Below are 24,169 nucleotides of genomic sequence, written 5' to 3'. Positions count from 1 at the left end.
GTACCGTGGAAAGGAGACCTTTTCACCCCTTTAGTCGATTGTTTCGGCTTTTATAGGGGAGAGAAGGTTTTTTTCATGCCTTGATAAGCGCCGTAGAACTGAAAATCCCAGATAAATAGTCTACTTCCTGGAGTAAAATGTCAGAAAACCACATATAAGGAGGAGGCAATCATGAGTACGAAAGCAGAGGAGAAAAAAGAAATGCGAATGGAAGAAGAAAACCAAGAAATCACAGGGTCAAGTATGCTTATCCGTGCACTGGCTAAGGAAAATGTTGATGTAATTTTTGGGTATCCGGGAGGAGCAATTCTCCCAACATATGATGAGATTTACCGCACAGGCATTCGCCATATTTTGGCACGGCATGAGCAGGGCGCCATTCATGCAGCTGAAGGTTATGCCAGAGTGTCTGGGAAGCCTGGTGTATGTGTTGTTACCTCTGGGCCCGGGGCAACGAACGTAGTAACTGGCATCGCGGATGCAATGATTGATTCACTGCCTCTTGTTGTCATTACAGGACAGGTAGCAACTTCTGTTATCGGTACGGATGCTTTCCAAGAAGCTGATATGATCGGTGTTACCATGCCGATTACAAAGCACAACTACCAAGTGCGCAGTATTAAGGAACTGCCTCGTGTGATTAAGGAAGCCTTTCACATTGCAACTACGGGTAGACCTGGACCGGTCCTCATTGACTTGCCTAAGGATGTATCTATAGATAGTGGTTTGTTTGACTATGATCAAAAGCTTGAGCTTCCAGGCTACCAGCCGACTGTGGTGCCGAATAAGATTCAAATCAAAAAGCTGACAGATGCTGTGACGGAAGCTGAGCGACCGGTTATTTTAACAGGAGCAGGCATCCTTCATGCCCATGCTTCTTCAGAGCTTTTCTCCTATGTTGAACAGCAGAAGATTCCAGTGGTTAGTACTCTGCTGGGATTGGGAGCCTTTCCTGGAGACCATGAACTCTTTCTAGGAATGGCGGGCATGCACGGAATGTATGCCGCAAACATGGCTCTTCATAAATGTGACCTTTTGATTAATGTGGGAGCTCGATTTGACGATCGTCTAACGGGCAGCCTGGCTCATTTTGCTCCAGAAGCGAAAGTGGCGCACATCGATATTGATCCCGCAGAAATCGGAAAAAATATCGACACCCAGATTCCTGTCGTTGGAGATGCGAAAAAGGCACTGGAAATGATGATTCAAGCTAATGGCAAGCCTTCTCAATGCGATGAGTGGAAGAAAGAGGTGAAATCCTGGTGTCAGGAATATCCTCTCTGGTACGAAAAAGAAGAGGGGATTATTAAGCCTCAGGAATTAATGGAATTGGTGTATGAGGTCACTGAGGGAGAAGCCATTGTTACGACTGATGTGGGCCAGCATCAAATGTGGGCTGCGCAGTATTATAAATTCAATAAGCCAAACCGTTGGGTGACTTCCGGAGGTTTAGGCACTATGGGATTTGGCTTCCCATCCGCCATAGGGGCACAATTTGCTGAACCGGAGACTCCAGTGGTATCCGTGCTGGGGGATGCGGGCTTTCAGATGACAGCCCAGGAACTTTCTATCCTTCAGGAGCTTAACCTCCCTGTGAAGATAATCCTGGTTAATAATGCATCTCTTGGGATGGTGAGACAATGGCAGCAGCTCTTCTATGAAGAACGCTACTCAAATTCTCTGTTTCCAATCCAGCCTGACTTTGTAAAACTAGCAGAAGCTTACAGCATTAAAGCTCAGAAGGTTGATGATCCAAGTGAGGTAAAAGAGGTGCTTCGTGAAGCAATGGCATACGATGGTCCGATGCTGTTGGACTTCCGAGTGAAGAAGGATGAAAATGTTTATCCTATGATCGCCCCAGGAAAAGGGCATCACGAAATGGAGGGGATCAAACCATGAAAAGAACAATCATAGCTACTGTTAACAACACATCAGGTGTGTTAAACCGAATTACCGGGCTTTTTGCCAGAAGGCATTTTAACATAGAGAGTATCACTGTAGGAATCACTGAGAATCCATCTATTTCAAGGATGACATTTGTGGTAAATGTTGATGACCACCGGTCTCTTGACCAAGTGATCAAACAGCTTAATAAGCAGGTGGACGTACTAAAAGTCCGTGACATTTCCGACGAAGCAATTGTCGCCAGAGAGCTGGCATTAATTAAGGTGGTTGCTTCTCCCCAGCACCGGGGGGAACTAGCATCCCTTGCTGCTCCATTTAGAGCTTCAATTATTGATGTTGGCAGAGAAAGTGTCACGATTCAGGTGACAGGAGACCACCAAAAGGTGGAAGCTCTTATTGATTTGTTAAAGCCTTATGGAATTAAAGAGCTAGCAAGAACCGGGATTACCGCCTTCAAACGCGGAACTAAGAAAAGTGTTTTTGAGGGTTCAAGGTATTCTATTATCAATTAACTAAATTATATAAAAAAAGGGAGAGATTTATTATGGCAAAGGTATTTTACAATGGAGATATTAACGAGGCAGTATTACAAGACAAAACAGTTGCAGTAGTAGGATATGGTTCTCAGGGCCATGCTCATTCCCAGAACCTTCGCGAAAGTGGAGTAAACGTAGTCATCGGTCTTCGTCCAGGAAAATCATGGGATAAAGCAGAAGAAGATGGGTTTGAAGTACTTACCGTGCGTGAAGCTGCAGCCAAAGCTGATGTAATTATGGTACTTCTTCCAGACGAATATCAGCCAACCACATACAAAAATGAAATCGAGCCAGAATTGACTGAAGGTAAGTCTCTTGTATTTGCACACGGATTCAATATTCACTTTAACCAGGTTGTTCCTCCAGAAAATGTTGACGTATTTATGGTCGCTCCAAAAGGTCCGGGTCACATTGTAAGACGTACATTTGAAGATGGGGCTGGCGTGCCGGCACTTATTGCTGTATACCAGGATGCAACAGGAAATGCAAAAGACTTGGCTCTTGCTTATGCAAAGCAAATCGGCGGCGGAAGAGCTGGAATCCTTGAAACTACTTTCCAAGAGGAAACTGAAACAGATTTGTTTGGTGAGCAGGCAGTACTTTGCGGTGGTACTTCGGCATTAGTGAAAGCTGGTTTTGAAACTTTAGTAGAAGCAGGATATCAGCCTGAGGTTGCTTACTTTGAGTGCTTACACGAATTAAAACTAATTGTTGACCTTATGTACGAAGGCGGCCTTGAAGGAATGCGTTATTCCATTTCTGATACAGCACAATGGGGCGATTTCCAGGCAGGTCCACGTGTTGTTACCGAGGATACAAAAGATGCTATGCGCGGTATTCTTTCAGACATTCAAACTGGAAAATTTGCTAAAGGCTGGATCCTTGAAAACCAGGCTAACCGCCCAGAGTTTAATGCAACAAATGATAGAGAAAACAAGCACCTTATCGAAGAAGTGGGTCGTGAGCTGCGTGAAATGATGCCATTTGTTAAAGGACGATCTAAAGGAGTGGTAGGAAGTGCAAAAAATTAACGTCTTTGATACGACACTTCGCGATGGAGAACAGTCTCCGGGAGTTAATTTAAACTTTGAAGAAAAAATGGAAATTGCCAAGCAATTAGAGCGGCTCGGTGTTGATATTATTGAGGCAGGATTTCCTGCCTCCTCCCAAGGAGATTTCAGGTCAGTAAAAGCGATAGCTGATCAGGTAAAAGGAAGCTCTGTAACGGGTTTATCTCGTTCTTTGAAAAAAGATATCGATGTGTCGTGGGAAGCGTTAAAAGGAGGGGCTGAACCAAGACTGCATGTATTTATAGCCACTTCGCCCATTCATATGACTCATAAACTGCAAATGACTCCTGACCAAGTCATCGAGCAGGCAGTAGAAGCTGTTACGTACGCTAAAAAGAGGTTTCCTCATGTACAGTGGTCAGCGGAAGATGCTTGCCGATCTGATTTAGACTTCCTTGTCAGAATTATAGAAAAAGTCATTGACGCAGGAGCGGAGGTTATTAATCTTCCTGATACTGTAGGATACATCACTCCAGAAGAAATAAAGAACATGTTCAGCTATATTAAGACCAATGTTCCTAATAGTGACAAAGCTAAGCTGTCAGCGCACTGTCATGATGATCTTGGAATGGCTGTTGCGAATTCACTTGCTGCGATTGAAGGCGGGGCAGAGCAAGTAGAGTGCACCATAAATGGTATAGGTGAGCGAGCGGGCAATGCTTCTTTGGAAGAAATTGCAGTAGCATTGAAAATCAGAAATGATTTCTATCAGGCTACCACGGGGCTAACGCTACATGAAATTAAGAAAACCAGCAGCCTGGTAAGTAAATTAACTGGCATGGTAGTCCCTAATAATAAGGCTGTTGTGGGAGACAATGCGTTTGCTCATGAATCTGGCATTCATCAAGACGGCGTGTTGAAAGAGAAGACAACTTATGAAATTATCACTCCTGAGCTTGTCGGTGTAAACGCAAACCGAATGGTTCTTGGAAAGCTTTCCGGACGTCATGCCTTTAAAGAAAAAGTTAGGGACCTAGGCTACACAGCATCTGATGAAGAGATAAACAAAGTCTTTAAATCCTTTAAAGAGCTGGCAGATAAGAAAAAGGAAGTTACTGATGAGGATATTTTCGCGCTTATGACTGATGAAAAGGTGGGAGCGGCTGTTAAGTATTTTGAAGTGGAAACCCTTCAGGTTAATTACGGGACGAACAATATACCAACAGCTACGGTAACCATGAGAAATCCTAACCACGAAGTGATCCAGGAGGCTGCAACAGGTTCTGGTAGTGTAGAAGCTGTTTATAACACTCTAGAGCGGATTATCGGGCAAGAAGTTACCTTAACAGACTACCGGATTCAATCGATCAGCGGGGGCCGAGATGCGTTAGCTGAAGTGTTTGTAAAAGTTGAATTTCAAGGGATTGAGTCTACGGGAAGAGGCACAGCCCATGATGTGTTAGAAGCGTCAGCAAAAGCGTATATCAATGCAGTAAACAGGATTTTAAACCGTAAGAGCGGAGAAGAACAAAAAGCTGAAAAAGTTCAAATTTAACAGAGCCAAACCAATAAGGGGAGAATGTACATGAATAAACGTATTACTGTCCTTCCCGGGGATGGAATAGGCCCGGAAGTAGTAGAGGGAGCTATTAAAGTGCTTGATGAAGTGGCGGATTTATATGGCCACAAATTCGATTATAATTACGAAAAAATTGGGGGAGTTGCTATTGATCAAGAAAATACTCCTCTCCCTGAACAGACAGTCAATGCATGTAAGGAAAGTGACGGAGTACTTTTGGGCGCTGTAGGGGGGCCGAAGTGGGATACTCTTCCAGGTGATATGCGTCCTGAAACAGGACTGTTAGGCTTGAGAAAGGCCTTGAATCTTTTTGCTAACCTTCGTCCTGTTACTGGTCATGAAAGTCTAACTGATTCTTCTACGCTTCGTAAAGAAGTGGTAGATGGAGTAGATCTAATGATCGTGCGTGAACTTACAGGAGGACTTTACTTTGGAGTTCCAAAAGAACGTCGCCAGGAAGACGACGAGGAAGCAGCAGTAGATACTCTTTCTTATAAGCGTTCAGAGGTTGAAAGAATTGTACGTCGTGCTTTTGAATTAGCTAAAGTAAGAAGAAAGAAAGTAACTTCTGTTGACAAAGCAAATGTTCTGGAAACGAGCAGGCTGTGGAGAGAAGTAGCTGAGGAAGTCAGCAAGGATTATCCGGAGATTGAAATTGAGCATATGCTCGTGGATAACGCAGCCATGCAGCTTATCAGAGATCCGAAGCAATTTGATGTTGTAGTAACAGAAAATATGTTCGGTGACATTTTAAGTGATGAAGCATCCATGCTGACCGGTTCTTTAGGAATGCTTCCATCGGCAAGCATTGGAAGCGGAGGCCCAGGTCTCTATGAACCAGTACATGGATCAGCTCCTGATATCGCGGGAGAGAAAAAAGCTAATCCGTTAGCAACCATTGCTTCAACAGCAATGATGTTAAAGTATTCTTTTAATATGGTAGAAGAAGCAGAAGCTCTTGACGCTGCTCTAGCTGAAGTGCTGACTCAAGGACACCGTACCGGAGACATCGCAAAGCCGGAAGATAAAGTATTAAACACAGAAGAAATGACTGAAAAAGTAATTGATCTTCTGCGCAAGCAGGTCAAAGCAGCTCCAAGTTCATAATCAGGGATAATTGGAAGGAAAGAGAGGGGAACATAATGGCACCAAAAACTATTATAGAAAAGATCTGGGATCGTCATACTGTCAAAGCGGAAGAGGGAAAGCCGGATCTTTTGTATATAGACTTGCACTTGGTTCATGAAGTAACATCTCCCCAGGCTTTTGAAGGTCTTCGTCTGGCTGAGAGAAAGGTTCGCCGTCCGGATTTAACATTTGCAACGATGGATCATAACGTTCCTACCACGGACCGTTTAAATATTACAGATGCGATTGCCAAAAAACAAATGGAAACTCTGTCAGCAAACTGTGAAGAATTCGGCATAGAAATTGCTGATTTAAACAGCCCGAATAATGGAATCGTTCACGTAATCGGGCCCGAATTGGGCCTGACGCATCCTGGTAAAACCATTGTTTGTGGAGATAGTCATACATCTACTCATGGAGCGTTTGGCGCATTGGCATTTGGCATCGGCACAAGTGAAGTGGAGCACGTGCTGGCTACTCAAACGTTATGGCAGTCTAAACCAAAAACGATGGAAGTCCGGGTCAACGGCCGACTTGAAGATGGGGTTACTGCTAAGGATATTATTCTTGCCGTCATTGCTAAATTCGGTGTCGATTTCGGCACAGGACATGTCGTAGAGTATACCGGCGAAGCGATCAAAGGATTAACGATGGAAGAACGAATGACCATCTGTAACATGTCAATTGAAGCGGGTGCAAAAGCAGGATTAATCAGTCCCGACCAGGTAACTTTTGATTACTTGGAAGGCAGAGAGAAAGTGCCAAGTGGAGAAGAGTTTGAGAAGAAAGTAGCGGAGTGGAAAGACCTTGCCACTGATGAAGGAGCTGCGTATGACGCAGTATTAGAAATCAACAGTGATGAAATCGAGCCTATGGTTACATGGGGAACTAATCCTTCCCAGGGCATCGGAGTTAACGGACAAGTGCCGGATCCTGAGCAAGCCGAGGGTGTTGAAAAGAAAGCAATTCAGCAGTCTTTGGAATACATGGATTTAAAACCAGGCACTAAGGTTACGGATATCGAAATTCAGCATGTATTCATTGGTTCCTGTACAAACTCTCGTCTCAGTGATTTAAGAGCAGCTGCAAAAGTGGCGAAGGGACGCAAGGTTGCAGATGGAGTCAGAGCTATCGTTGTGCCGGGCTCCCAAAATGTTAAGAAAGCAGCTGAAGCTGAGGGCTTGGATCAAATTTTTACAGAAGCCGGGTTTGAATGGCGCGAGTCAGGATGCAGTATGTGTTTAAGCATGAACCCTGATTTTGTTCCTGAAGGAGAACGTTGCGCATCTACCTCCAACAGAAATTTTGAGGGGCGCCAAGGAAAAGGAGCACGTACCCACTTAGTCAGCCCTGCAATGGCTGCCGGAGCAGCTGTTACTGGAAAGTTTGTTGATGTAAGAACATTGGAAAATACACCAGTTTAATATATACAAAGAAGGTGGAAGCATGGAACCGATTATTGTTCATACTGGAAAACCGGCAGTACTAAACAGAGTAAATGTGGATACAGATCAGATTATCCCCAAGCAATTTTTAAAAAGAGTAGAGCGTACCGGTTTTGGTCAATACCTGTTTTTTGACTGGCGCTTTAATGCTGACGGCACAGACAATGAAGATTTTGAACTGAATAAGCCAGAAGCAAAAGGAGCAAGCATCCTGATTGCTGATCATAATTTTGGCTGCGGCTCCTCAAGAGAGCATGCACCATGGGCACTGCAAGACTATGGATTTAAGGTTATCATTTCACCTAGTTTTGCGGATATTTTTTACAATAATTGCTTTAAAAATGGTATCCTTCCCATTCGTTTGCCTGAAGAGACAGTATATACTCTCATGGAAAACAGTAAGGCTGAGCAAAATGAAATAACTGTAGACCTGGAAAATCAAACGGTTAAAGATCAAAGCGGGTATCAAACTAGTTTTGAAGTGGACTCTTACTGGAAAGAAATGCTGTTAAAGGGCTGGGATGAAATCAGTCTTACTCTCCAATATGGTGATGATATTTCAGCATATGAAGAAAAAGTTCAAGCATAACACTAAGAAAGAGGCATCCATGGCGGCTGCCTCTTTTCTCTGGTAACATACCAGTGCTTTACACATACTTAGCCATAATATAAGGACAAGTTATAGAAAAAAATCTAAATGTACATTATTGGTTTGTTTTTATATACATAAGTTGCTACACTAGCGATACAATGAGGAAATGCTGGCAGGAGGCCTATAGTATGGGACAGGAAAATGAAAAGGGAAAGGTCATTCAATTTCCAGGGGCTGCTAACACGTTAGTTGAACGTGGGCTGGATCATTTAAAAAAGGGCAACCCAAAAGAAGGGGTTGCAATGTTTCAAGAAGCTTTGGCCCATGACCCTGATAATGAGCAAGCTTCGTATGGTCTTCTTTTAGCATACGCAGACGCTGGAGACTTAAAAGAAGGAAAACGTTTAGCAGAGACAATGCTCCAGGAGGCAAAGGGAGAATATTTTGAGGTGCTTCAAGTTTATATATCCATTTTAGCGCAACTGGGAGAATACAAAAAGGTTGTCAGCACTCTTGAAGCCGTCCAAAGTGAAACGAGATTTCCCGCTCATTTAGCTGAGCCGTTTTTTGAAATGATGGCTTTATCGAAGTCTATGATAGAGGCTGATGAACAAAGTCGGACACTTGTAGAAGATGAAGAAGAACTGCAAATGAGCAGGGAGGCTGCAGGTACAGCATTAAATTTATTAACAAGTGGATCGTTTGAGCAGCAGTGGCAAGCACTGTCTCTTTTAAAAGGAGAAAAGTCTTCCATAGAACTGAGAGATTTTGAGCAAGTGATGAAATCTGAGAAGGCATTCCCTGTCATTAAGAGCTTCATATTGCTTCTCTTAAAGGACCGGGGAATATCACAAGAAGTGACGATAGTGAAAAAAGAAATGGGGATAACTGTCGTTCCTGAAGAGCTGCCTTCCTTTGAGGAAATTGAACCCGTTCCTTCTATCTTTTCACTTTTAGATGAACACCTGGGTCAAAGTGATCCTTCATTATTTAATACAGCTCATCACCTTTTAAAACAAATTTCCCTGCATTATTATCCTTTTTCATTAGAACCAAAGGAAGCAGGAGCCTGGGCGGCGGCTATTCACCATGAAGCTGCCACACATTTCGGGCAGGAGCCAGACGTCCAAGAGCTCGCACGTTTATATGAAACGGATGAGACATGCTGTCAAAAGTTAAAAGATGAGCTGCAACAGTTAAATACGGAAGAGTTTCTTACTTAGTAGTATTTCAATGAACCATAAACATATGAATATTTTACCTGTCCTTGCCACAGACCCATTTATCATTGAAATGAAAGGTTATTATGTTATAATGTAGTGGTTGTAAAAGAAGCGTATAGTTGAGAATTAACCTATGAAACTTGGAGGGAAAGTATAAATGAGTTCAAATTGGGAAAAGTTAGAAGGAAACCAGGGGATACTAACCGTTGATGTAGAAGCGGCAAAAGTCGATGAAGCCCTGGACCAAGCGTTTAAAAAAGTACGTAAGCAAGTTAACGTACCTGGATTCCGTAAAGGAAAGGTTCCACGCGGGATCTTCGAACAAAGATTCGGCGTTGAATCTTTGTACCAGGATGCGTTGGATATCCTTCTTCCACAAGCCTATTCAGAGGCTGTCGAAGAAACAGGAATTGAGCCTGTAGATCGTCCTGAAATTGATATCGATGAAATGGAAAAAGGAAAAAACCTTACATTCAAAGCAACGGTTACGGTAAAACCGGAAGTTGAATTGGGAGAATACAAAGGTCTTGAAGTCGAAGAATTTGATATTTCAGTGGCTGACGAAGATCTTGAAAATGAACTGAAACAGCTTCAGGAAAAGCATGCTGAACTTGTTGTTGTGGAAGATGGCGAGATCCAAGAAGGCGACACTGCTGTCTTTGATTTTGAAGGCTTTGTAGAGGGTGAAGCGTTCGAAGGCGGACAAGCTGAAAACTATTCTCTAGAAATTGGTTCTGGTCAATTCATTCCTGGTTTTGAGGAGCAGCTTGTCGGCCTTAAAGCAGGCGAAGAAAAAGATGTGGAGGTAAACTTCCCTGAAGAGTACCATTCCGAAGATCTTGCAGGTAAAGCAGCTACCTTTAAAGTCAAAATTCATGACATCAAGCGTAAAGAGCTGCCAGAGCTCGATGATGAGTTTGCCAAAGATGTAAATGAAGAAGTTGAAAGTCTTGAAGAATTAAAACAAGATATTGAAAAACGTCTGAAGCATGATAAAGAGCATGCGAAAGAGCATCACGAACGCGATGCGGTTGTAGAAAAAGCAGCAGAAAATGCGACGATTGATATTCCGGATGCAATGATTGACACGGAAACAGACCGCATGATGCAGGAGTTCAGCCAGCGTCTGCAGGCACAGGGAATGTCAATGGATATGTACTATCAATTCTCTGGAACAGACGAAGAAGGCATGAAAGAGCAATTTAAGGAAGAAGCAGAAAAGCGTGTGAAAATGAACCTTACTCTCGAAGCAATCGCTGAAGCAGAGAACATTGAAGTATCTGATGAAGATGTGGATAAAGAGCTTGAAAAAATGGCTGAAACGTACCAGCGCTCAAAAGATGAAATTAAAAACCTTCTTGCTATGCAAGGCGGAGATGACGCGTTAAAAGGTGATCTTAAAGTGCAAAAAGCCATTGACCTCCTTGTAGAAAACAGCAAGGTTGTAGAAAAGAAAGAAGAAGCTGAGAGTGAAGAGGCGTAATTTAATAGATAAAAGCATTAACAAGGCACGGACTAACGTGCCTTGTTTCTTCTTCTAAAAAAACAGAGACAAAAAGCATAAATTCATAACATTTATACTTTTTGCACATAATATTTTTTTCCTGTATAAAAAGAGGAAATTGGCAGTTCTTATTGAATGTAAAGAAATATGAAGTTTATCTTACATGATAAAGGTATAATACATAGAAATGAGGCTAACACTTTCAATGGTTGGCTTAAAGCATGCAGGTTTACATATGAGTTCCCTTTTGGTTTAAAAAGGTTGAAAAGCAGGAAAAAGAGGAAAAAAGAACCCTTTAGGTATAATGTTTCTAATCAGCTTGTATGTGTGATACAATTCAGGAACATCATCTTCCGGCGTGCGGTTTTTCAGCCTGAAAGAAGTCTGTGAAGGGAAGATAACGAAATGAAGAATCTTTTTGACTTCGTAGCGTAAGGCTATAAAGAGAATAGATTGTCCCGCTTAGATAGAGAAAGGACTCTTTCTTCTTCTTAAATACTTGCACAGACCAAAGAATTTTCAATGCTTTTTCCTTGTACTAGAGATAGGATTCTCGTGTACAATATATAAGTAAGGGGTGACAAGAATGTTTAAATTTAATGAAGAAAAAGGACAGCTGAAATGTTCTTTTTGCGGAAAAACACAAGATCAGGTTCGGAAGCTAGTAGCAGGTCCTGGTGTATATATATGCGATGAGTGTATCGAGCTTTGCACGGAAATTGTAGAAGAAGAATTAGGCACTGAAGAGGAAGTGGAATTTGAAGAAATTCCAAAACCATACGAAATAAACGAGATCCTTGATGATTATGTAATTGGGCAAGAAAGAGCTAAAAAATCTTTGTCTGTTGCGGTTTATAATCACTATAAGCGGGTAAATTCCGGGGCCAAAACCTCGGAAGACGTCGAGCTTGCTAAGAGTAATATTTGTATGATTGGACCTACCGGAAGCGGGAAAACCTTGCTTGCTCAAACGTTGGCAAGAATCTTAAATGTACCGTTTGCCATCGCTGACGCCACTTCTTTAACTGAAGCCGGTTATGTAGGGGAGGATGTTGAAAACATTCTTCTTAAGCTAATCCAGGCAGCTGACTATGACGTGGAAAAAGCGGAAAAAGGCATTATCTACATTGACGAAATAGACAAAGTAGCCAGAAAATCAGAAAATCCGTCTATTACTAGAGATGTTTCCGGTGAGGGTGTACAGCAGGCACTATTAAAGATTCTTGAAGGTACAACAGCAAGTGTTCCGCCTCAAGGGGGAAGAAAGCACCCTCATCAGGAATTTATTCAAATTGACACGAGTAATGTTCTCTTTATTTGTGGAGGCGCCTTTGACGGAATAGACCAGATCATTAAACAGCGTCTTGGCAAGCAAGTGATTGGATTTGGATCAGAGTCTGAAAAAGCAGACCTTGAAAAAGATGAGTATTTGAGCAGAATACTGCCGGAAGACTTGCTTCGCTACGGTTTAATCCCAGAGTTCATCGGAAGGCTTCCAGTTATTTCAAGTCTTGAACAGCTTGATGAGGAAGCACTCGTTGAAATCCTTACCAAGCCAAAAAATGCGTTAGTTAAACAATATCAAAAGCTCCTTGAGCTTGATGAAGTAGAACTTGAATTCTCAGAGGAAGCTCTTAGAGAAATTGCACGTAAAGCAATTGAAAGGAAAACTGGAGCTCGTGGCCTACGATCTATTATTGAAGGCATCATGCTTGATGTCATGTATGATCTTCCTTCAAAAGAGGAAATTGCTACTTGTACGATCACAGCTGAATGTGTCACGGGCGAAGGAACTCCAATCCTGAAAACAAAAGAAGGCGAAGAAGTAACGTTAAAGTCACCAAAGGAAAGTGCGTAAACACATAGGAATACCCCGGGCTTCCGGGGTGTTTTGTTTTTTTTATTATCAATGTCCTTTTTCTTTAATACATACAGCAGATTCCATTCCTTTTTATCATCTCTGGTATCCCTTTGAATGAATTGCAGGACCTCAAGCAATACTAACAGGGACTGAGAATAGATCATGAAGGAGGATCTGCCATGAATTTTACGGCTGTGGCTTTGTTGATCCAACTCGTTTTTGGAATCATCATCGGCCTGTATTTTTGGAACCTGCTAAAAAATCAAAGAACACAACGAGTCTCTATTGACAGAGAGTCTCGTAAAGAAATGGATCAATTACGTAAGCTAAGATCGGTAAAACTAAGCGAGCCTTTGGCTGAAAAAGTCAGGCCAGGGAACTTTGATGAAATTATCGGACAGGAAGAGGGGGTTAGAGCTTTAAAAGCAGCTCTGTGCGGCCCTAACCCTCAGCATGTTATTGTGTATGGACCGCCAGGCGTGGGGAAAACAGCTGCAGCCAGAGTGGTGCTTGAAGAAGCCAAAAAAAATACGCACTCTCCTTTTTCAAAAGAAGCAGTGTTTGTAGAGGTGGACGGTACTACTGCACGCTTTGATGAAAGAGGTATCGCTGACCCTTTAATTGGTTCAGTACATGATCCTATTTACCAAGGAGCGGGAGCTATGGGACAGGCGGGGATTCCCCAGCCTAAGCAGGGAGCCGTGACGAAAGCACATGGAGGAATGCTTTTTATTGATGAAATTGGCGAATTGCATTCCATCCAATTGAATAAACTGTTAAAAGTACTGGAAGATAGAAAAGTTTTTCTTGAGAGTGCTTATTATAATGAAGAAAATCAACAAATTCCCCGCCACATACATGATATTTTTCAAAATGGCCTTCCGGCTGACTTTCGCCTTGTGGGGGCAACGACGAGAAACCCGGAAGAAATCCCGCCGGCCATTCGCTCACGCTGTTTAGAAATCTTTTTTCGAGCTCTACAGCCAGATGAAATGCAGGTCATTGCCAAAAAGGCTTCAGAGAAAATGGGCATTGACATTGAAGAGAAAGCCCTGGAACTTGTTGCTAAATATGCACAAAACGGCCGGGAAGCTGTGAATACAATCCAAATTGCCTCTGGCCTTGCTTCCGGAGATAACCGAAAGATTATAACGGCAAGTGATATAGAATGGGTTGTCCATTCCAGCAGGCTAACCCCGAGACCTGAACGAAAAATTCATGAGCACCCTGCTGTTGGGTATGTAAATGGACTAGCGGTGTATGGTTCGGGTATGGGAATGCTGTTAGAAATTGAAGCAACGGCCAGAAAAGTAGAAGGCAAAGGAGATATTACTGTTACAGGGATTGCGGAGGAAGAGAATTCTGGGACACAAATCCGTTCCATTCGCAGAAAAAGCATGGCCAAAAGTTCTGTTGAAAATGTATTAACCGTATTGCGCTCGCTCCATGTTCCTGTGCAGGATTACTCCATTCATATTAATTTTCCAGGAGGGACACCTGTTGATGGTCCGTCAGCCGGTGTGGCAATGGCAATTGCCATTTATTCTGCGATAAAAGGATTAAAAGTGAAAAATACGATTGCCATGACTGGTGAAATTGGGATTATGGGATCCGTGAAGCCTGTTGGCGGTATCGTACCTAAGGTAGAAGCTGCCCTTAAAGCTGGTGCTGATACTGTGATTATTCCAAAAGAGAATGATCAAACTGTCTTGCACCGCCATGATAACCTTACTGTGATACCTGTCGCGAGCCTTAACGAAGTCATGAAGCTTGCACTAGTAGAAGAAGTGAGAGAGAAAAATGAAGAGGAAGCCGTAGTGCCGGCAACAGGATCTTTTTCTCCCATCGGAATATAGGACAGCTTTAAGCACAGGGCTCTAGATAGACAAAGGCAGATTCAGTAAGATAAAATTAATAAAGACGTTGTAAGCGGTAAATTAAAAATGCCCGCAATGCTGTTCATTTTCATGGTAAGCGGGCTTTTTATACATAGGTACATGCCTATATTTCAGAAACTTTTAGCTGCCGGTTTTCAATATAATCAGGCAGAAAAACAAGAAAAATAGAGAAATACGAGGCGAAGAAGAAAGCTTTTTTCTCCTGTTGAAGAGCTTTTATCTCTAATAGCAGAACTATTCTTTTATTTAACCCCAGACTAAATAAAGAGGGTATTTTCTGCTTACAAATTGTTAGGATACTTGGGGGTGCAGAAATTGAGTGAACAAAATAAAAGAATCATACCACTGCTTCCGCTTCGCGGCCTGCTTGTTTTTCCGACCATGGTCATGCATTTAGATGTAGGACGAGATAAGTCCGTTCAAGCGTTGGAGCAGGCAATGGTGGACGATAACGAAATTTTATTAACGACACAAACCGATCTTTCCATCGATGAACCGGATATAAAAGATATATACCATGTAGGGACTCTTGCGAAAGTCAAACAAATGCTAAAGCTTCCTAATGGAACAATCAGAGTGCTGGTGGAAGGTTTGCAGAGAGCGCAAATCGAGAGATTCCTTGATAATGAAGAGTACTTTGAAGTTGAAATGAAAGTCCTCAATGTAACAGAAGAGGAGGATACAGAAGAGAAAGCTTTAATGCGGACGGTTCTTCAACAATTTGAGCAATACGTAAAGATGTCAAAGAAAGTCTCCAGTGAAACATTGGCTTCCGTACAGGATATCGGTGAGCCGGGACGGATGGCGGATATAGTGGCCTCCCATCTGCCTTTAAAGGTTTCGGAAAAGCAAGAGCTCCTTGAGACTGTACCTGTATCTGATCGTCTGATGAAAATCATTGATATTTTAAACAGTGAAAAAGAAGTGTTGGGACTTGAAAAGAAAATCGGGCAAAGAGTTAAAAAGTCCATGGAAAAGACTCAAAAGGAATACTATTTAAGAGAACAAATGAAGGCCATCCAAAAAGAATTGGGTGATAAAGAAGGAAAAGGCGGGGAAGTAGAAGAGTTAAGGGAAAAGATCGAGGCTTCCGACATGCCTGAAAATGTAGAGGATAAGGCACTGAGAGAGTTAGACAGGTATGAGAAGATGCCCGGAACATCAGCAGAAAGCTCTGTCATTCGTAACTACATCGACTGGCTACTAAATCTTCCATGGAAAAGTGAAACGACTGACAGACTTGATGTTAATCACGCCCAAAACATTCTTGATACTGACCACTATGGACTTGATAAAGTAAAAGAAAGAGTGCTTGAGTATCTGGCGGTCCAGCAACTGACAAAAGAACTGAAAGGTCCGATTCTTTGTCTTGCAGGTCCTCCAGGGGTTGGTAAGACCTCTCTTGCCAGGTCTATTGCACGTTCTTTAGAAAGAGAATTTGTCCGGATTTCACTTGGCGGGGTAAGAGATGAAGCAGAAATTCGCGGTCATCGTCGCACGTACGTGGGGGCTATGCCTGGGCGTATTATACAAGGGATGAAAAAAGCGGGAACGGTTAACCCTGTTTTTTTACTCGATGAGATTGATAAAATGGCCAATGATTTTCGGGGGGACCCTGCTTCTGCCATGCTTGAAGTGTTAGACCCTGAGCAAAATAATTCTTTTGCTGATCACTTTATTGAAGAGCCTTTTGACTTATCTAAGGTGATGTTTATTACCACCGCAAACAATGTTGGAACAATCCCTGAACCTCTGCTTGACCGAATGGAAATCATAACGATTGCAGGGTATACAGAGGTTGAAAAGCAAATGATTGCAAAAGAATACCTTCTGCCTAAACAAGTAAAGGAACATGGTTTGACCAAGGGCACGATTCAGGTTAAGGATGAAGCATTATTAAAGGTTATTCGTTATTATACTCGTGAGGCTGGTGTCCGAAGCCTGGAAAGACAGCTTGCTACAGTATGCAGGAAAGCAGCTAAGATCATCGTGTCGGGTGAAAAGAAGAAAGTGGTTGTCACTGAGAATACAGTAGAAGAGATGCTTGGCAAACCCCAATACCGATATGGAAAAGCGGAAGAGGAAGACCAGGTGGGTGCTGCCACGGGGCTGGCGTATACCTCTGCAGGAGGAAATACGTTATCGATTGAAGTGTCCCTTGCCAAAGGAAAGGGTGAATTGACGTTAACAGGGAAACTTGGGGATGTGATGAAGGAATCTGCCCAGGCTGCTTTCAGCTATATTCGCTCCAAATCCGATGAGCTTCAGATTGACCCCGGTTTCCATGAAAATCTTGATATTCACATCCATGTTCCGGAAGGAGCAACTCCTAAAGATGGTCCGTCTGCAGGGATTACAATGGCTACAGCTTTAATTTCTGCCTTAACCGGAAAAAAAGTAAGAAAAGAAGTGGGCATGACCGGGGAAATTACATTACGCGGCAGAGTGCTTCCTATCGGGGGTTTAAAAGAAAAGGCGATGAGTGCACATCGGGCAGGCCTGAAAACAATTCTTTTACCAAAGGATAATGAAAAAGATTTGGAAGACATTCCAAAGAGTGTACGAGACGGTTTGGAGTTTATTTCGGTTTCACATCTAGATGAGGTATTAAAGTATGCGTTAGTGGGAGAGGGAAATGAGAGTAAAAGTAACAAAAGCTGAAATTGTAACTAGTGCAGTCAAGCCTGAACAATACCCAAATACAGGGCTGCCGGAAATTGCTTTAGCAGGCCGCTCAAATGTGGGTAAGTCATCTTTTATTAATAAAGTACTAAATAGAAAAAATCTTGCCAGGACATCTTCTACCCCAGGGAAAACAAGAACTCTTAATTTCTTTAATATAAATGACAGATTACTGTTTGTTGACGTTCCTGGTTATGGCTTTGCCAAAGTAGGGAAGGGTGAACGGGCTGCCTGGGGTAAGATGATTGAACTGTATATGCAGACCAGGGAAGAACTTAGAGGAGTAGTACTCCTTGTGGACATTCGTCATAAACCAACAGGTGATGATCAGCAAATGTATGACTATTTAAAGCATTTTGAAATACCGGTGCTTGTTGTGGCTACAAAGGCTGACAAAGTGCCAAAATCAAAAATTCAAAAACATGTGAAGCAAGTAAAAGAAACATTGGAAGTTGAACCAGAGGATAAAGTGATTTTGTTTTCTGCAGAAACTGCACAGGGAAAAGAAGAAGTATGGAAAGAGCTTTACAGGTTAATCGAAAAGTAAAAAGACAAGAAGCCAGATGGCTTCTTGTCTTTTGCATAGAGAAAGGTTTTGGAAGATCTGCTCTGCATTCCTAAACAGGATCCTTCCTCACTCTGTTTCTCGGAAGAAAGAAAAGGCAGCAAAACGCTATATCCTTAACAGTAACTCCGCTTTTAACGGAAATTTTATCTACTTTTTGCTTTTTTATTATGGAAAAATATAAAGTACATGCCAAGTATCAGAAGGAGAAACGGCCAAAATGTTTGAAAGGTTCCTGCAAGTTCAGTACCTGCCAAACGAAAAAGCTCGTCAGCAAAAAAAGCGCCAGCACCAAGTAGAATAAAGACTGTACCAGCTGCCAGCCCTTCCTTTCTTGTTTTCATGTATGTAAAAACAAAGGCCACACCAATTAAAAGAGGGTACATTCCCCAATAGTCCGGCCACGCATCAATAAATGATAAAGCATGAAAATGAAGAGCAAGAAGAATAAGAACACTTCCTGGAAATATATTGTTGTCATTTGAAACCAGGCCTTGGCATAAAAAAGCCAGCCCAATAATCAATAAAACGGTCGGCCATTGCATAAGCTGTTCTGAAAAAGGTAATTGAAACTCATCCATAATAAACAATAGTGCAGTTCCTATTAAAAGGACTCCAGGAAAGGTTCCTTTTTTGCTCATAAATGTCTCCTCCTGTCGTATTGTAATATTGAAGAGAGTAAGAAGAGTTTAGTAGTTGTAGATGGCTACTATAGCTCTTTGTATGTATGAATGAATAAAAACGTGCCTGCAGTACCTATTAAAATAAGGATGAAAAAGCAGAGCCGCACAGTTCATCTCCCTGTTTCTCATAGTAACATAAGCATTCAGCTGCTGTTCACAATTTATTTTTTGTGTTCTGACTAGGACATGTTATAATTGTCGAAGAGTAAAAGAGCTGCTTAATTTGTTGGTAAATTGAATGTGTAGTTCTGTTCAGGCAGAACCTATATAAAGGGTAAGTTATAATGATGTGAGAGTAGATCAAAGGTATTTCACATCGTGCTATATTTTGTGGGGGTGGAACAACCAATGCATATCCTCGTTGCTGGATTAGATTACAAAACAACCCCTGTAGAGATACGTGAACAATTTTCTTTTCAGGAAAATGAGCTGCCGGAGGCTCTTCAAGCATTACGAGACATGAAGAGTGTGCTGGAGTGTACGATTGTTTCTACATGTAACCGAACTGAAATTTATACAGTAGTAGATCAGCTGCATACTGGACGTCATTTTACTAAAAAATTTATGTCTCAGTGGTTTGATCTTCCTGTGGAAGAGTTCGGTCCTTATGTGAACATTCGGGAAAACGATGCGGCTATTCAACATTTGTTCCGTGTAGTTACAGGCTTGGACTCAATGATTCTTGGAGAAACCCAGATTCTCGGACAAGTAAAAGACAGCTTTTCAATGGCTCAGGAACAGCAGGCGACAGGCACTGTCTTTAATGAACTGTTTAAACAAGCAGTTACGTTTGCAAAAAGGGCGCACCGCGAAACAGAGATTAACGACAATCCTGTTTCTGTTAGTTATGCGGCTGTTGAGCTTGGAAAGAAAATTTTTGGTGATTTTCAAGGAAAGCAGGTTTTGATATTAGGTGCAGGGAAAATGAGTGAGCTGACAGCAAAGCATTTGCATGCAAATGGTGCTGAACAGGTTACTGTGGTGAACCGCACGTATGCAAAGGCTGCAGAATTAGCTGAAAAGTTTTTAGGACAAGCTGAAAGCATGGATAATCTAAAATCCTGTCTGGCGACAGCAGACATCTTAATTTCCTCTACCGGTGCAGAAGAATATGTAATTACTAAGCCCTTTCTTCAAAGCATCCAGAAGCAGAGAAAAGGGCGTCCGCTGTTTATGGTAGACATAGCTGTCCCCCGTGACCTTGATCCGGCCTTATCTCAGATTGACAGTGTCTTTCTTTATGATATTGATGACTTGCAGGACATTGTTCAAGCCAATCTTGCTGAACGAAAGAAGGAAGCCGCTAAGATTGAAGAAATGATTGAGGATGAAATAGGAATATTCAAAGAATGGGTTCAAACTCTTGGAGTTGTGCCTATCATTTCAGCACTTCGTACAAAAGCTTTAAGCATTCAGGCTGAAACAATGGAAAGCATTGAACGAAAACTGCCTGAATTGTCTGAGCGGGATAAGAAGGTCCTTCGCAAACATACAAAGAGTATTATCAATCAAATGCTTCGTGATCCTATTACCAGAGTAAAAGAGCTGGCTGGCGAACCGGACGCTGAAGAATCTTTGGCCCTTTTTACAGAAATCTTTGCTCTTGAAGATGAAGTGGAAACGGCACGAGAAGCCGAGAAGGGTCAAGCCAAAGTTGAAGAGGCAGAAAAGAAATGGACAAAGAAAAAGAAACTGCTTCCATATACTTACGCGAAAGATGTAATCGTCCGCTCTTAGGAGAGGGGTTTTCTGCTAGTGGTTGCTACAGCAAATGTGATTTATGTTGTAACCATCGTTTTATATAGTTTAAGTGTTCTCGGGTATTTTCTTGATTTTCTACAGAGCAACCGGAGGGTGAATCAAATCGCCTTCTGGTTGCTTTCTATCGTATGGATATTGCAAACACTGTTTTTTATTATTAGAGCTGTCCAATATGATCGTCTGCCTGTTATTACCCCTTTTGAGGGGCTGTTTTTTTATGCGTGGCTTCTTGTCACCCTATCACTCATTATTAACTGGTCTTTTCGGGTAGATTTTTTAGTGTTTTTTACAAATGTAGTTGGTTTTATTATTATGTCGTTTAGTTTGTTTGCCCCAAGCGGGGATGTGCCAGACCAGTTAACAGACTTGTTGATATCTGAGCTTTTGGTTATTCATGTGTCCTTTATCCTTCTTTCCTATGCCGCTTTTACGCTGGCTTTTGTATTCTCGGTTTTGTATATGTTTCAGCACCAGCTTCTTAAGCAAAAACAGTGGGGAAAAAGGTTATTGAGAATGGAAAACCTGCCGAAAATGGAAAGACTCACATTTGTGATGACGACTTTTGGTTTTCCCTTTCTCCTTATTGGGTTAATTCTTGGCTTCGTTTGGGCATCCACGCAACTAAACGCATTGCCTATTCTAGATGTCAAGGTATTAGGTTCTATCGCTATCTTAATCCTGTATGGGATCTATTTATACTTCTGGGTGGTAAAGAACCAGAGAGGCTATTCAATGGCTTATCTTAATGTGGCAGGTTTTCTGGTGGTGTTAATCAATTATTTCTTGTTTGGGCAGTTAACGGAGTTTCACCTATGGGATGAATAGTACAGCACTCATTATTTTTCCAGTTATAAAAGCACCTTTCTATGTCCATCCTCTAGAAAAAGGAAGCAGGCCAGGTAATACTGCAGGCATAAAAGGTGTTTTTCTGTATGCCTGTTAAAAAAATATTCTTATACTTTTTGATTGTATCTTGTCTATTCGTGTAGAATAGAAATCGAAACTTAGGAAAGTGGAGGCGTAGTATGCGAAAAATCGTTATTGGTTCTAGAAAAAGTAATCTTGCCTTGAAACAAACTGAATGGGTTATTAATGAATTAAAAAAATATAATCTTCCTTATGAATTTGAGATAAAAAAGATTGTTACCAAAGGAGATAAGATTTTAGATGTAACCTTATCTAAAGTTGGAGGGAAGGGTCTGTTTGTAAAAGAAATTGAACAGGCCATGAGAGACAAGGAAATAGATCTGGCCGTTCACAGTCTAAAAGATATGCCTGGGGAATTACAAGAAGAATTTACTATAGGAGCAATTACAAACCGCGTAGACCCTCGTGATGTACTTATATCAAACGACCATATTCGTTTTGATGACTTAGAGCCTGGATCTATTGTCGGAACAAGCAGCCTGCGGAGATCCGCTCAAATCTTGGCAAGGCGCCCTGATTTAAAGGTGCAGTGGATCCGTGGAAACATTGAAACACGTCTTCGAAAGCTGAGAGAAGAGAACTTCGATGCTATTATTCTAGCTGCTGCCGGTCTTGAGAGAATGGGCTGGGAAAATGAAATGATTACAGAATTTTTAGAGCCTGACGTTTGTCTTCCGGCTGTCGGTCAAGGTGCCTTAGGCATTGAATGCCGCAAAGATGATCAGGAGGTCATTGACCTTCTTCAACATATTCATGAGGAAGGTGTGGCTAAGCGAGTACTTGCTGAACGAGCCTTCCTTCAAAGCGTTGAAGGCGGCTGTCAAGTACCGATTGCGGGGTATGCTACCTTAAATGAAAACGGGGAGATTTTGTTATCAGCCCTCGTTGGCGAGCCTGATGGTTCTGTTATTTTACAAGAAACAGAGACTGGAACCGATCCTGAAAAGCTAGGAAAAGCAGTAGCAGAAAAATTAAAGAAAAGAGGGGCAATTGAAATTCTGGACCGTGTTAAAGCGGAGCTGGATCAGTCATGAAGCCAGGCTTCCTGGCCGGTAAAAAAGTACTGGTTACCAGGCAGCAGACCCAAGCGTCAGTGATTGTCAGAAGAATTGAGGAGCAAGGTGGAAAAGCCGAAGTCCTTCCTTTGATTCGGCTGGAAAAAGCAGAACGGTGGCAGGATTTGATTCAAATGTTTCATGATCTGACCAAGTACAGCTGGATAATTCTTACTAGTGCAAACGCTGTTCATTACTTTTTTGAAGCAATTTCAGAAGCAGAAGCCGTACTTCCGGCACAGTGCCGTTTTGCAGTCGTCGGGGAAAAAACAAAACAGGCACTTCTCAAATATGGACGTGAAGCCTCTTTTGTACCCTCAAAATTTATAGGAGAGGTATTGGCGGAAGAGTTGTCATCTCTTCTGGACGACGAGGACCGGGTAGTGATTCCAAAAAGCAATAAAGCTAGAACAGTGGTTGCTGATACACTTAGGAAACAGGGAATCTTTGTTCAAGAAGTTCCTCTTTATAGAAATGTTGCAGAAAGAGCTTCAGCTCCAGCTTTAAAGGAACTGATACAGGGTGGAGAGATTGACATTTTGACGTTTGCCAGTCCAAGCGCGGTGCAGGCGTTCACAAATCTTTTAGAGGATGATGACTGGAAGCGGTGGGTGAAAGAGGTTCCAGTTATTTGTATTGGCCCGGTGACAAAAGCTGAAGCAGAAAGAAAGGGTTTTTCATCCATCTATTCAGCTCAGCATTATACGGTTGATGGCATGATGGAGGCAATGAGAGAAATCAAGGGGGTAAGAGGATAATGGAAACAAATTTTCATAGACACAGAAGATTAAGAAAAACACCTGGACTACGGGCCATGGTTCGAGAAACTTTTTTACGAAAGGAAGATTTAATTTATCCAATCTTCGTTGTAGAAGGGGAAAAGGTAAAGAATGAGGTTCCTTCCATGCCTGGAGTGTACCAGCTTTCTCTTGATCTGTTAAATGTGGAAATGAATCAAGTGGAGGACCTTGATATTCCAGCTGTTATCGTTTTTGGCGTTCCAGGAGAAAAGGATGACTGCGGTTCCGAGGCTTATGCAGAAAACGGCATCGTACAGCGGGCAGTGCGTCAAATTAAGGAAAACAATCCCTCACTTACAGTGATTGCTGATACATGCTTATGTCAATTTACCGATCATGGGCACTGTGGTGTCATTGAAAATGGAGAGGTATTGAATGATCCTTCACTTGCCCTTCTGACGAAGACGGCAGTCTCACAGGCAAAAGCCGGCGCGGATATTATTGCCCCTTCAAATATGATGGATGGCTTTGTTGCTGCTATTAGAAAAGGTCTGGATGAAGCCGGATACATTGATATTCCAATCATGTCCTACGCTGTTAAGTTTTCCTCAGCATTTTACGGTCCTTTCAGGGATGCGGCTCATAGTTCTCCTCAGTTTGGCGATCGTAATTCCTACCAGATGGACCCTCCTAACAGGCTTGAGGCTCTGAGAGAAGCGAATTCTGATGTAGAAGAGGGAGCAGATTTTTTAATCGTGAAACCGGCCCTCTCTTATTTGGATATTATGCGTGAAGTAAAGGATTCTACCGGATACCCTGTAGTGGCTTATAATGTATCTGGGGAATATTCTATGATTAAAGGAGCAGCAATGAATGGCTGGATTAATGAAAGGGAAATTGTCCTTGAAAAGTTGACCAGTATGAAAAGAGCTGGTGCGGATTTAATCATAACTTATTTTGCAAAAGACGCTGCCAGATGGATAGACGAAGAAAAATAAAAAGAGAAGGTGGAAATAATCCGCCTTCTCTCTTTCTCTATTACGTAATTAAATAGGTGCAATAAGACAAGGTAAGG

19 protein-coding genes and 1 other annotated feature (1 of these 20 cut by a window edge) are annotated in these 24,169 nt (G+C 42.1%); of the genes, 18 read left to right on the top strand and 1 reads right to left on the bottom strand.

Annotated elements, in window-relative coordinates:
* Positions 1–33 (top strand) — a binding site (T-box leader) (it extends 237 nt beyond the left edge of the window).
* A gap of 138 nt (positions 34–171) precedes the next feature.
* From ilvB to yihA, 13 genes are all read left to right on the top strand, one after another.
* Positions 172–1,899, top strand: coding sequence for an acetolactate synthase large subunit (gene ilvB / locus CEF17_RS12425; RefSeq protein WP_100399806.1), 1,728 nt, complete (start codon positions 172–174; stop codon positions 1,897–1,899).
* Positions 1,896–2,417 carry an acetolactate synthase small subunit gene (gene ilvN, locus CEF17_RS12420; RefSeq protein ID WP_054635081.1) on the top strand — a complete coding sequence of 174 codons (522 nt, stop codon included), beginning with the start codon at positions 1,896–1,898 and terminating at the stop codon, positions 2,415–2,417. The genes ilvB and ilvN overlap by 4 nt, the downstream gene beginning before the upstream one ends.
* 32 nt (positions 2,418–2,449) lie before the next feature.
* Positions 2,450–3,472, top strand: a complete 1,023-nt coding sequence (ilvC, locus tag CEF17_RS12415) for a ketol-acid reductoisomerase (RefSeq protein ID WP_100399805.1) — start codon at positions 2,450–2,452, stop codon at positions 3,470–3,472.
* The gene (locus CEF17_RS12410; protein ID WP_100399804.1) at positions 3,459–5,006 is read left to right on the top strand and encodes a 2-isopropylmalate synthase; all 1,548 of its coding nucleotides are present in this window, start codon (positions 3,459–3,461) and stop codon (positions 5,004–5,006) included. The genes ilvC and CEF17_RS12410 overlap by 14 nt, the downstream gene beginning before the upstream one ends.
* Positions 5,007–5,036: 30 nt before the next feature.
* The gene (gene leuB / locus CEF17_RS12405) at positions 5,037–6,137 is read left to right on the top strand and encodes a 3-isopropylmalate dehydrogenase (protein ID WP_442857438.1); all 1,101 of its coding nucleotides are present in this window, start codon (positions 5,037–5,039) and stop codon (positions 6,135–6,137) included.
* A gap of 35 nt (positions 6,138–6,172) precedes the next feature.
* Complete coding sequence (leuC, locus tag CEF17_RS12400; protein WP_100399802.1) at positions 6,173–7,582, top strand: 3-isopropylmalate dehydratase large subunit; 1,410 nt, start codon at positions 6,173–6,175, stop codon at positions 7,580–7,582.
* Between the two features lie 22 nt (positions 7,583–7,604).
* Entirely contained in the window at positions 7,605–8,192 is a 588-nt protein-coding gene (gene leuD, locus CEF17_RS12395) for a 3-isopropylmalate dehydratase small subunit (RefSeq protein WP_100399801.1), read from the top strand.
* Between the two features lie 191 nt (positions 8,193–8,383).
* Positions 8,384–9,418: a tetratricopeptide repeat protein gene (locus CEF17_RS12390; protein ID WP_100399800.1), complete on the top strand. Its 1,035-nt coding sequence runs from the start codon at positions 8,384–8,386 to the stop codon at positions 9,416–9,418.
* 157 nt (positions 9,419–9,575) lie between these two features.
* Positions 9,576–10,901, top strand: a complete 1,326-nt coding sequence (tig, locus tag CEF17_RS12385; protein ID WP_100399799.1) for a trigger factor — start codon at positions 9,576–9,578, stop codon at positions 10,899–10,901.
* Positions 10,902–11,508: 607 nt separating this feature from the next.
* Positions 11,509–12,780, top strand: coding sequence for an ATP-dependent protease ATP-binding subunit ClpX (gene clpX, locus CEF17_RS12375; protein WP_100399797.1), 1,272 nt, complete (start codon positions 11,509–11,511; stop codon positions 12,778–12,780).
* A gap of 182 nt (positions 12,781–12,962) precedes the next feature.
* On the top strand, positions 12,963–14,639 hold the full coding sequence (gene lonB, locus CEF17_RS12370; RefSeq protein WP_100399796.1) for an ATP-dependent protease LonB: 1,677 nt from the start codon (positions 12,963–12,965) through the stop codon (positions 14,637–14,639).
* A gap of 357 nt (positions 14,640–14,996) precedes the next feature.
* Complete coding sequence (gene lon / locus CEF17_RS12365) at positions 14,997–17,342, top strand: endopeptidase La (RefSeq protein WP_100399795.1); 2,346 nt, start codon at positions 14,997–14,999, stop codon at positions 17,340–17,342.
* Positions 17,317–17,910, top strand: coding sequence for a ribosome biogenesis GTP-binding protein YihA/YsxC (gene yihA, locus CEF17_RS12360; protein ID WP_054635075.1), 594 nt, complete (start codon positions 17,317–17,319; stop codon positions 17,908–17,910). Before lon ends, yihA begins: the two co-directional genes overlap by 26 nt.
* Before the next feature lie 164 nt (positions 17,911–18,074).
* On the opposite strand, the gene CEF17_RS12355 is transcribed toward yihA, so the two are convergent.
* On the bottom strand, positions 18,075–18,569 hold the full coding sequence (locus CEF17_RS12355; RefSeq protein ID WP_100399794.1) for a LiaI-LiaF-like domain-containing protein: 495 nt from the start codon (positions 18,567–18,569) through the stop codon (positions 18,075–18,077).
* Positions 18,570–18,959: 390 nt separating this feature from the next.
* On the opposite strand from CEF17_RS12355, the gene hemA reads away from it, so the two are divergent.
* The 5 genes from hemA to hemB all read left to right on the top strand — a co-directional run bounded on the left by hemA (position 18,960) and on the right by hemB (position 24,092).
* On the top strand, positions 18,960–20,348 hold the full coding sequence (hemA, locus tag CEF17_RS12350; RefSeq protein WP_100399793.1) for a glutamyl-tRNA reductase: 1,389 nt from the start codon (positions 18,960–18,962) through the stop codon (positions 20,346–20,348).
* Positions 20,349–20,366: 18 nt separating this feature from the next.
* Positions 20,367–21,197, top strand: coding sequence for a cytochrome C assembly family protein (locus CEF17_RS12345; RefSeq protein ID WP_100399792.1), 831 nt, complete (start codon positions 20,367–20,369; stop codon positions 21,195–21,197).
* A 200-nt stretch (positions 21,198–21,397) separates the two neighbouring features.
* A complete protein-coding gene (hemC, locus tag CEF17_RS12340) occupies positions 21,398–22,333 on the top strand; it encodes a hydroxymethylbilane synthase (protein WP_100399791.1) in 936 nt (311 codons plus the stop codon).
* Positions 22,330–23,112: a uroporphyrinogen-III synthase gene (locus CEF17_RS12335; protein ID WP_100399790.1), complete on the top strand. Its 783-nt coding sequence runs from the start codon at positions 22,330–22,332 to the stop codon at positions 23,110–23,112. The genes hemC and CEF17_RS12335 overlap by 4 nt, the downstream gene beginning before the upstream one ends.
* On the top strand, positions 23,112–24,092 hold the full coding sequence (gene hemB / locus CEF17_RS12330) for a porphobilinogen synthase (RefSeq protein WP_100399789.1): 981 nt from the start codon (positions 23,112–23,114) through the stop codon (positions 24,090–24,092). The genes CEF17_RS12335 and hemB overlap by 1 nt, the downstream gene beginning before the upstream one ends.
* The last annotated feature ends 77 nt before the right edge of the window (positions 24,093–24,169 follow it).

This window comes from Bacillus sp. FJAT-44742 (assembly GCF_002797315.1).
GTDB lineage: Bacteria > Bacillota > Bacilli > Bacillales > Marinococcaceae > Thalassorhabdus > Thalassorhabdus alkalitolerans.
The sequence above is the reverse complement of the archived record's forward strand: the minus strand, read 5'-3'. Positions and strand labels throughout refer to the sequence as shown.

What these genes read in the sequence shown, in the direction of transcription:
- leuC (WP_100399802.1), top strand. Translation starts at nt 6,173, where the DNA reads ATGGCACCAAAAACTATTATAGAAAAGATCTGGGATCGTCATACTGTC.
- leuD (WP_100399801.1), top strand. Translation starts at nt 7,605, where the DNA reads ATGGAACCGATTATTGTTCATACTGGAAAACCGGCAGTACTAAACAGA.
- ilvC (WP_100399805.1), top strand. Translation starts at nt 2,450, where the DNA reads ATGGCAAAGGTATTTTACAATGGAGATATTAACGAGGCAGTATTACAA.
- CEF17_RS12355 (WP_100399794.1), bottom strand. Translation starts at nt 18,569, where the DNA reads ATGAGCAAAAAAGGAACCTTTCCTGGAGTCCTTTTAATAGGAACTGCA.
- hemC (WP_100399791.1), top strand. Translation starts at nt 21,398, where the DNA reads ATGCGAAAAATCGTTATTGGTTCTAGAAAAAGTAATCTTGCCTTGAAA.
- leuB (WP_442857438.1), top strand. Translation starts at nt 5,037, where the DNA reads ATGAATAAACGTATTACTGTCCTTCCCGGGGATGGAATAGGCCCGGAA.
- lonB (WP_100399796.1), top strand. Translation starts at nt 12,963, where the DNA reads ATGAATTTTACGGCTGTGGCTTTGTTGATCCAACTCGTTTTTGGAATC.
- ilvB (WP_100399806.1), top strand. Translation starts at nt 172, where the DNA reads ATGAGTACGAAAGCAGAGGAGAAAAAAGAAATGCGAATGGAAGAAGAA.
- hemB (WP_100399789.1), top strand. Translation starts at nt 23,112, where the DNA reads ATGGAAACAAATTTTCATAGACACAGAAGATTAAGAAAAACACCTGGA.
- clpX (WP_100399797.1), top strand. Translation starts at nt 11,509, where the DNA reads ATGTTTAAATTTAATGAAGAAAAAGGACAGCTGAAATGTTCTTTTTGC.
- ilvN (WP_054635081.1), top strand. Translation starts at nt 1,896, where the DNA reads ATGAAAAGAACAATCATAGCTACTGTTAACAACACATCAGGTGTGTTA.
- CEF17_RS12390 (WP_100399800.1), top strand. Translation starts at nt 8,384, where the DNA reads ATGGGACAGGAAAATGAAAAGGGAAAGGTCATTCAATTTCCAGGGGCT.
- hemA (WP_100399793.1), top strand. Translation starts at nt 18,960, where the DNA reads ATGCATATCCTCGTTGCTGGATTAGATTACAAAACAACCCCTGTAGAG.
- CEF17_RS12335 (WP_100399790.1), top strand. Translation starts at nt 22,330, where the DNA reads ATGAAGCCAGGCTTCCTGGCCGGTAAAAAAGTACTGGTTACCAGGCAG.
- tig (WP_100399799.1), top strand. Translation starts at nt 9,576, where the DNA reads ATGAGTTCAAATTGGGAAAAGTTAGAAGGAAACCAGGGGATACTAACC.
- yihA (WP_054635075.1), top strand. Translation starts at nt 17,317, where the DNA reads ATGAGAGTAAAAGTAACAAAAGCTGAAATTGTAACTAGTGCAGTCAAG.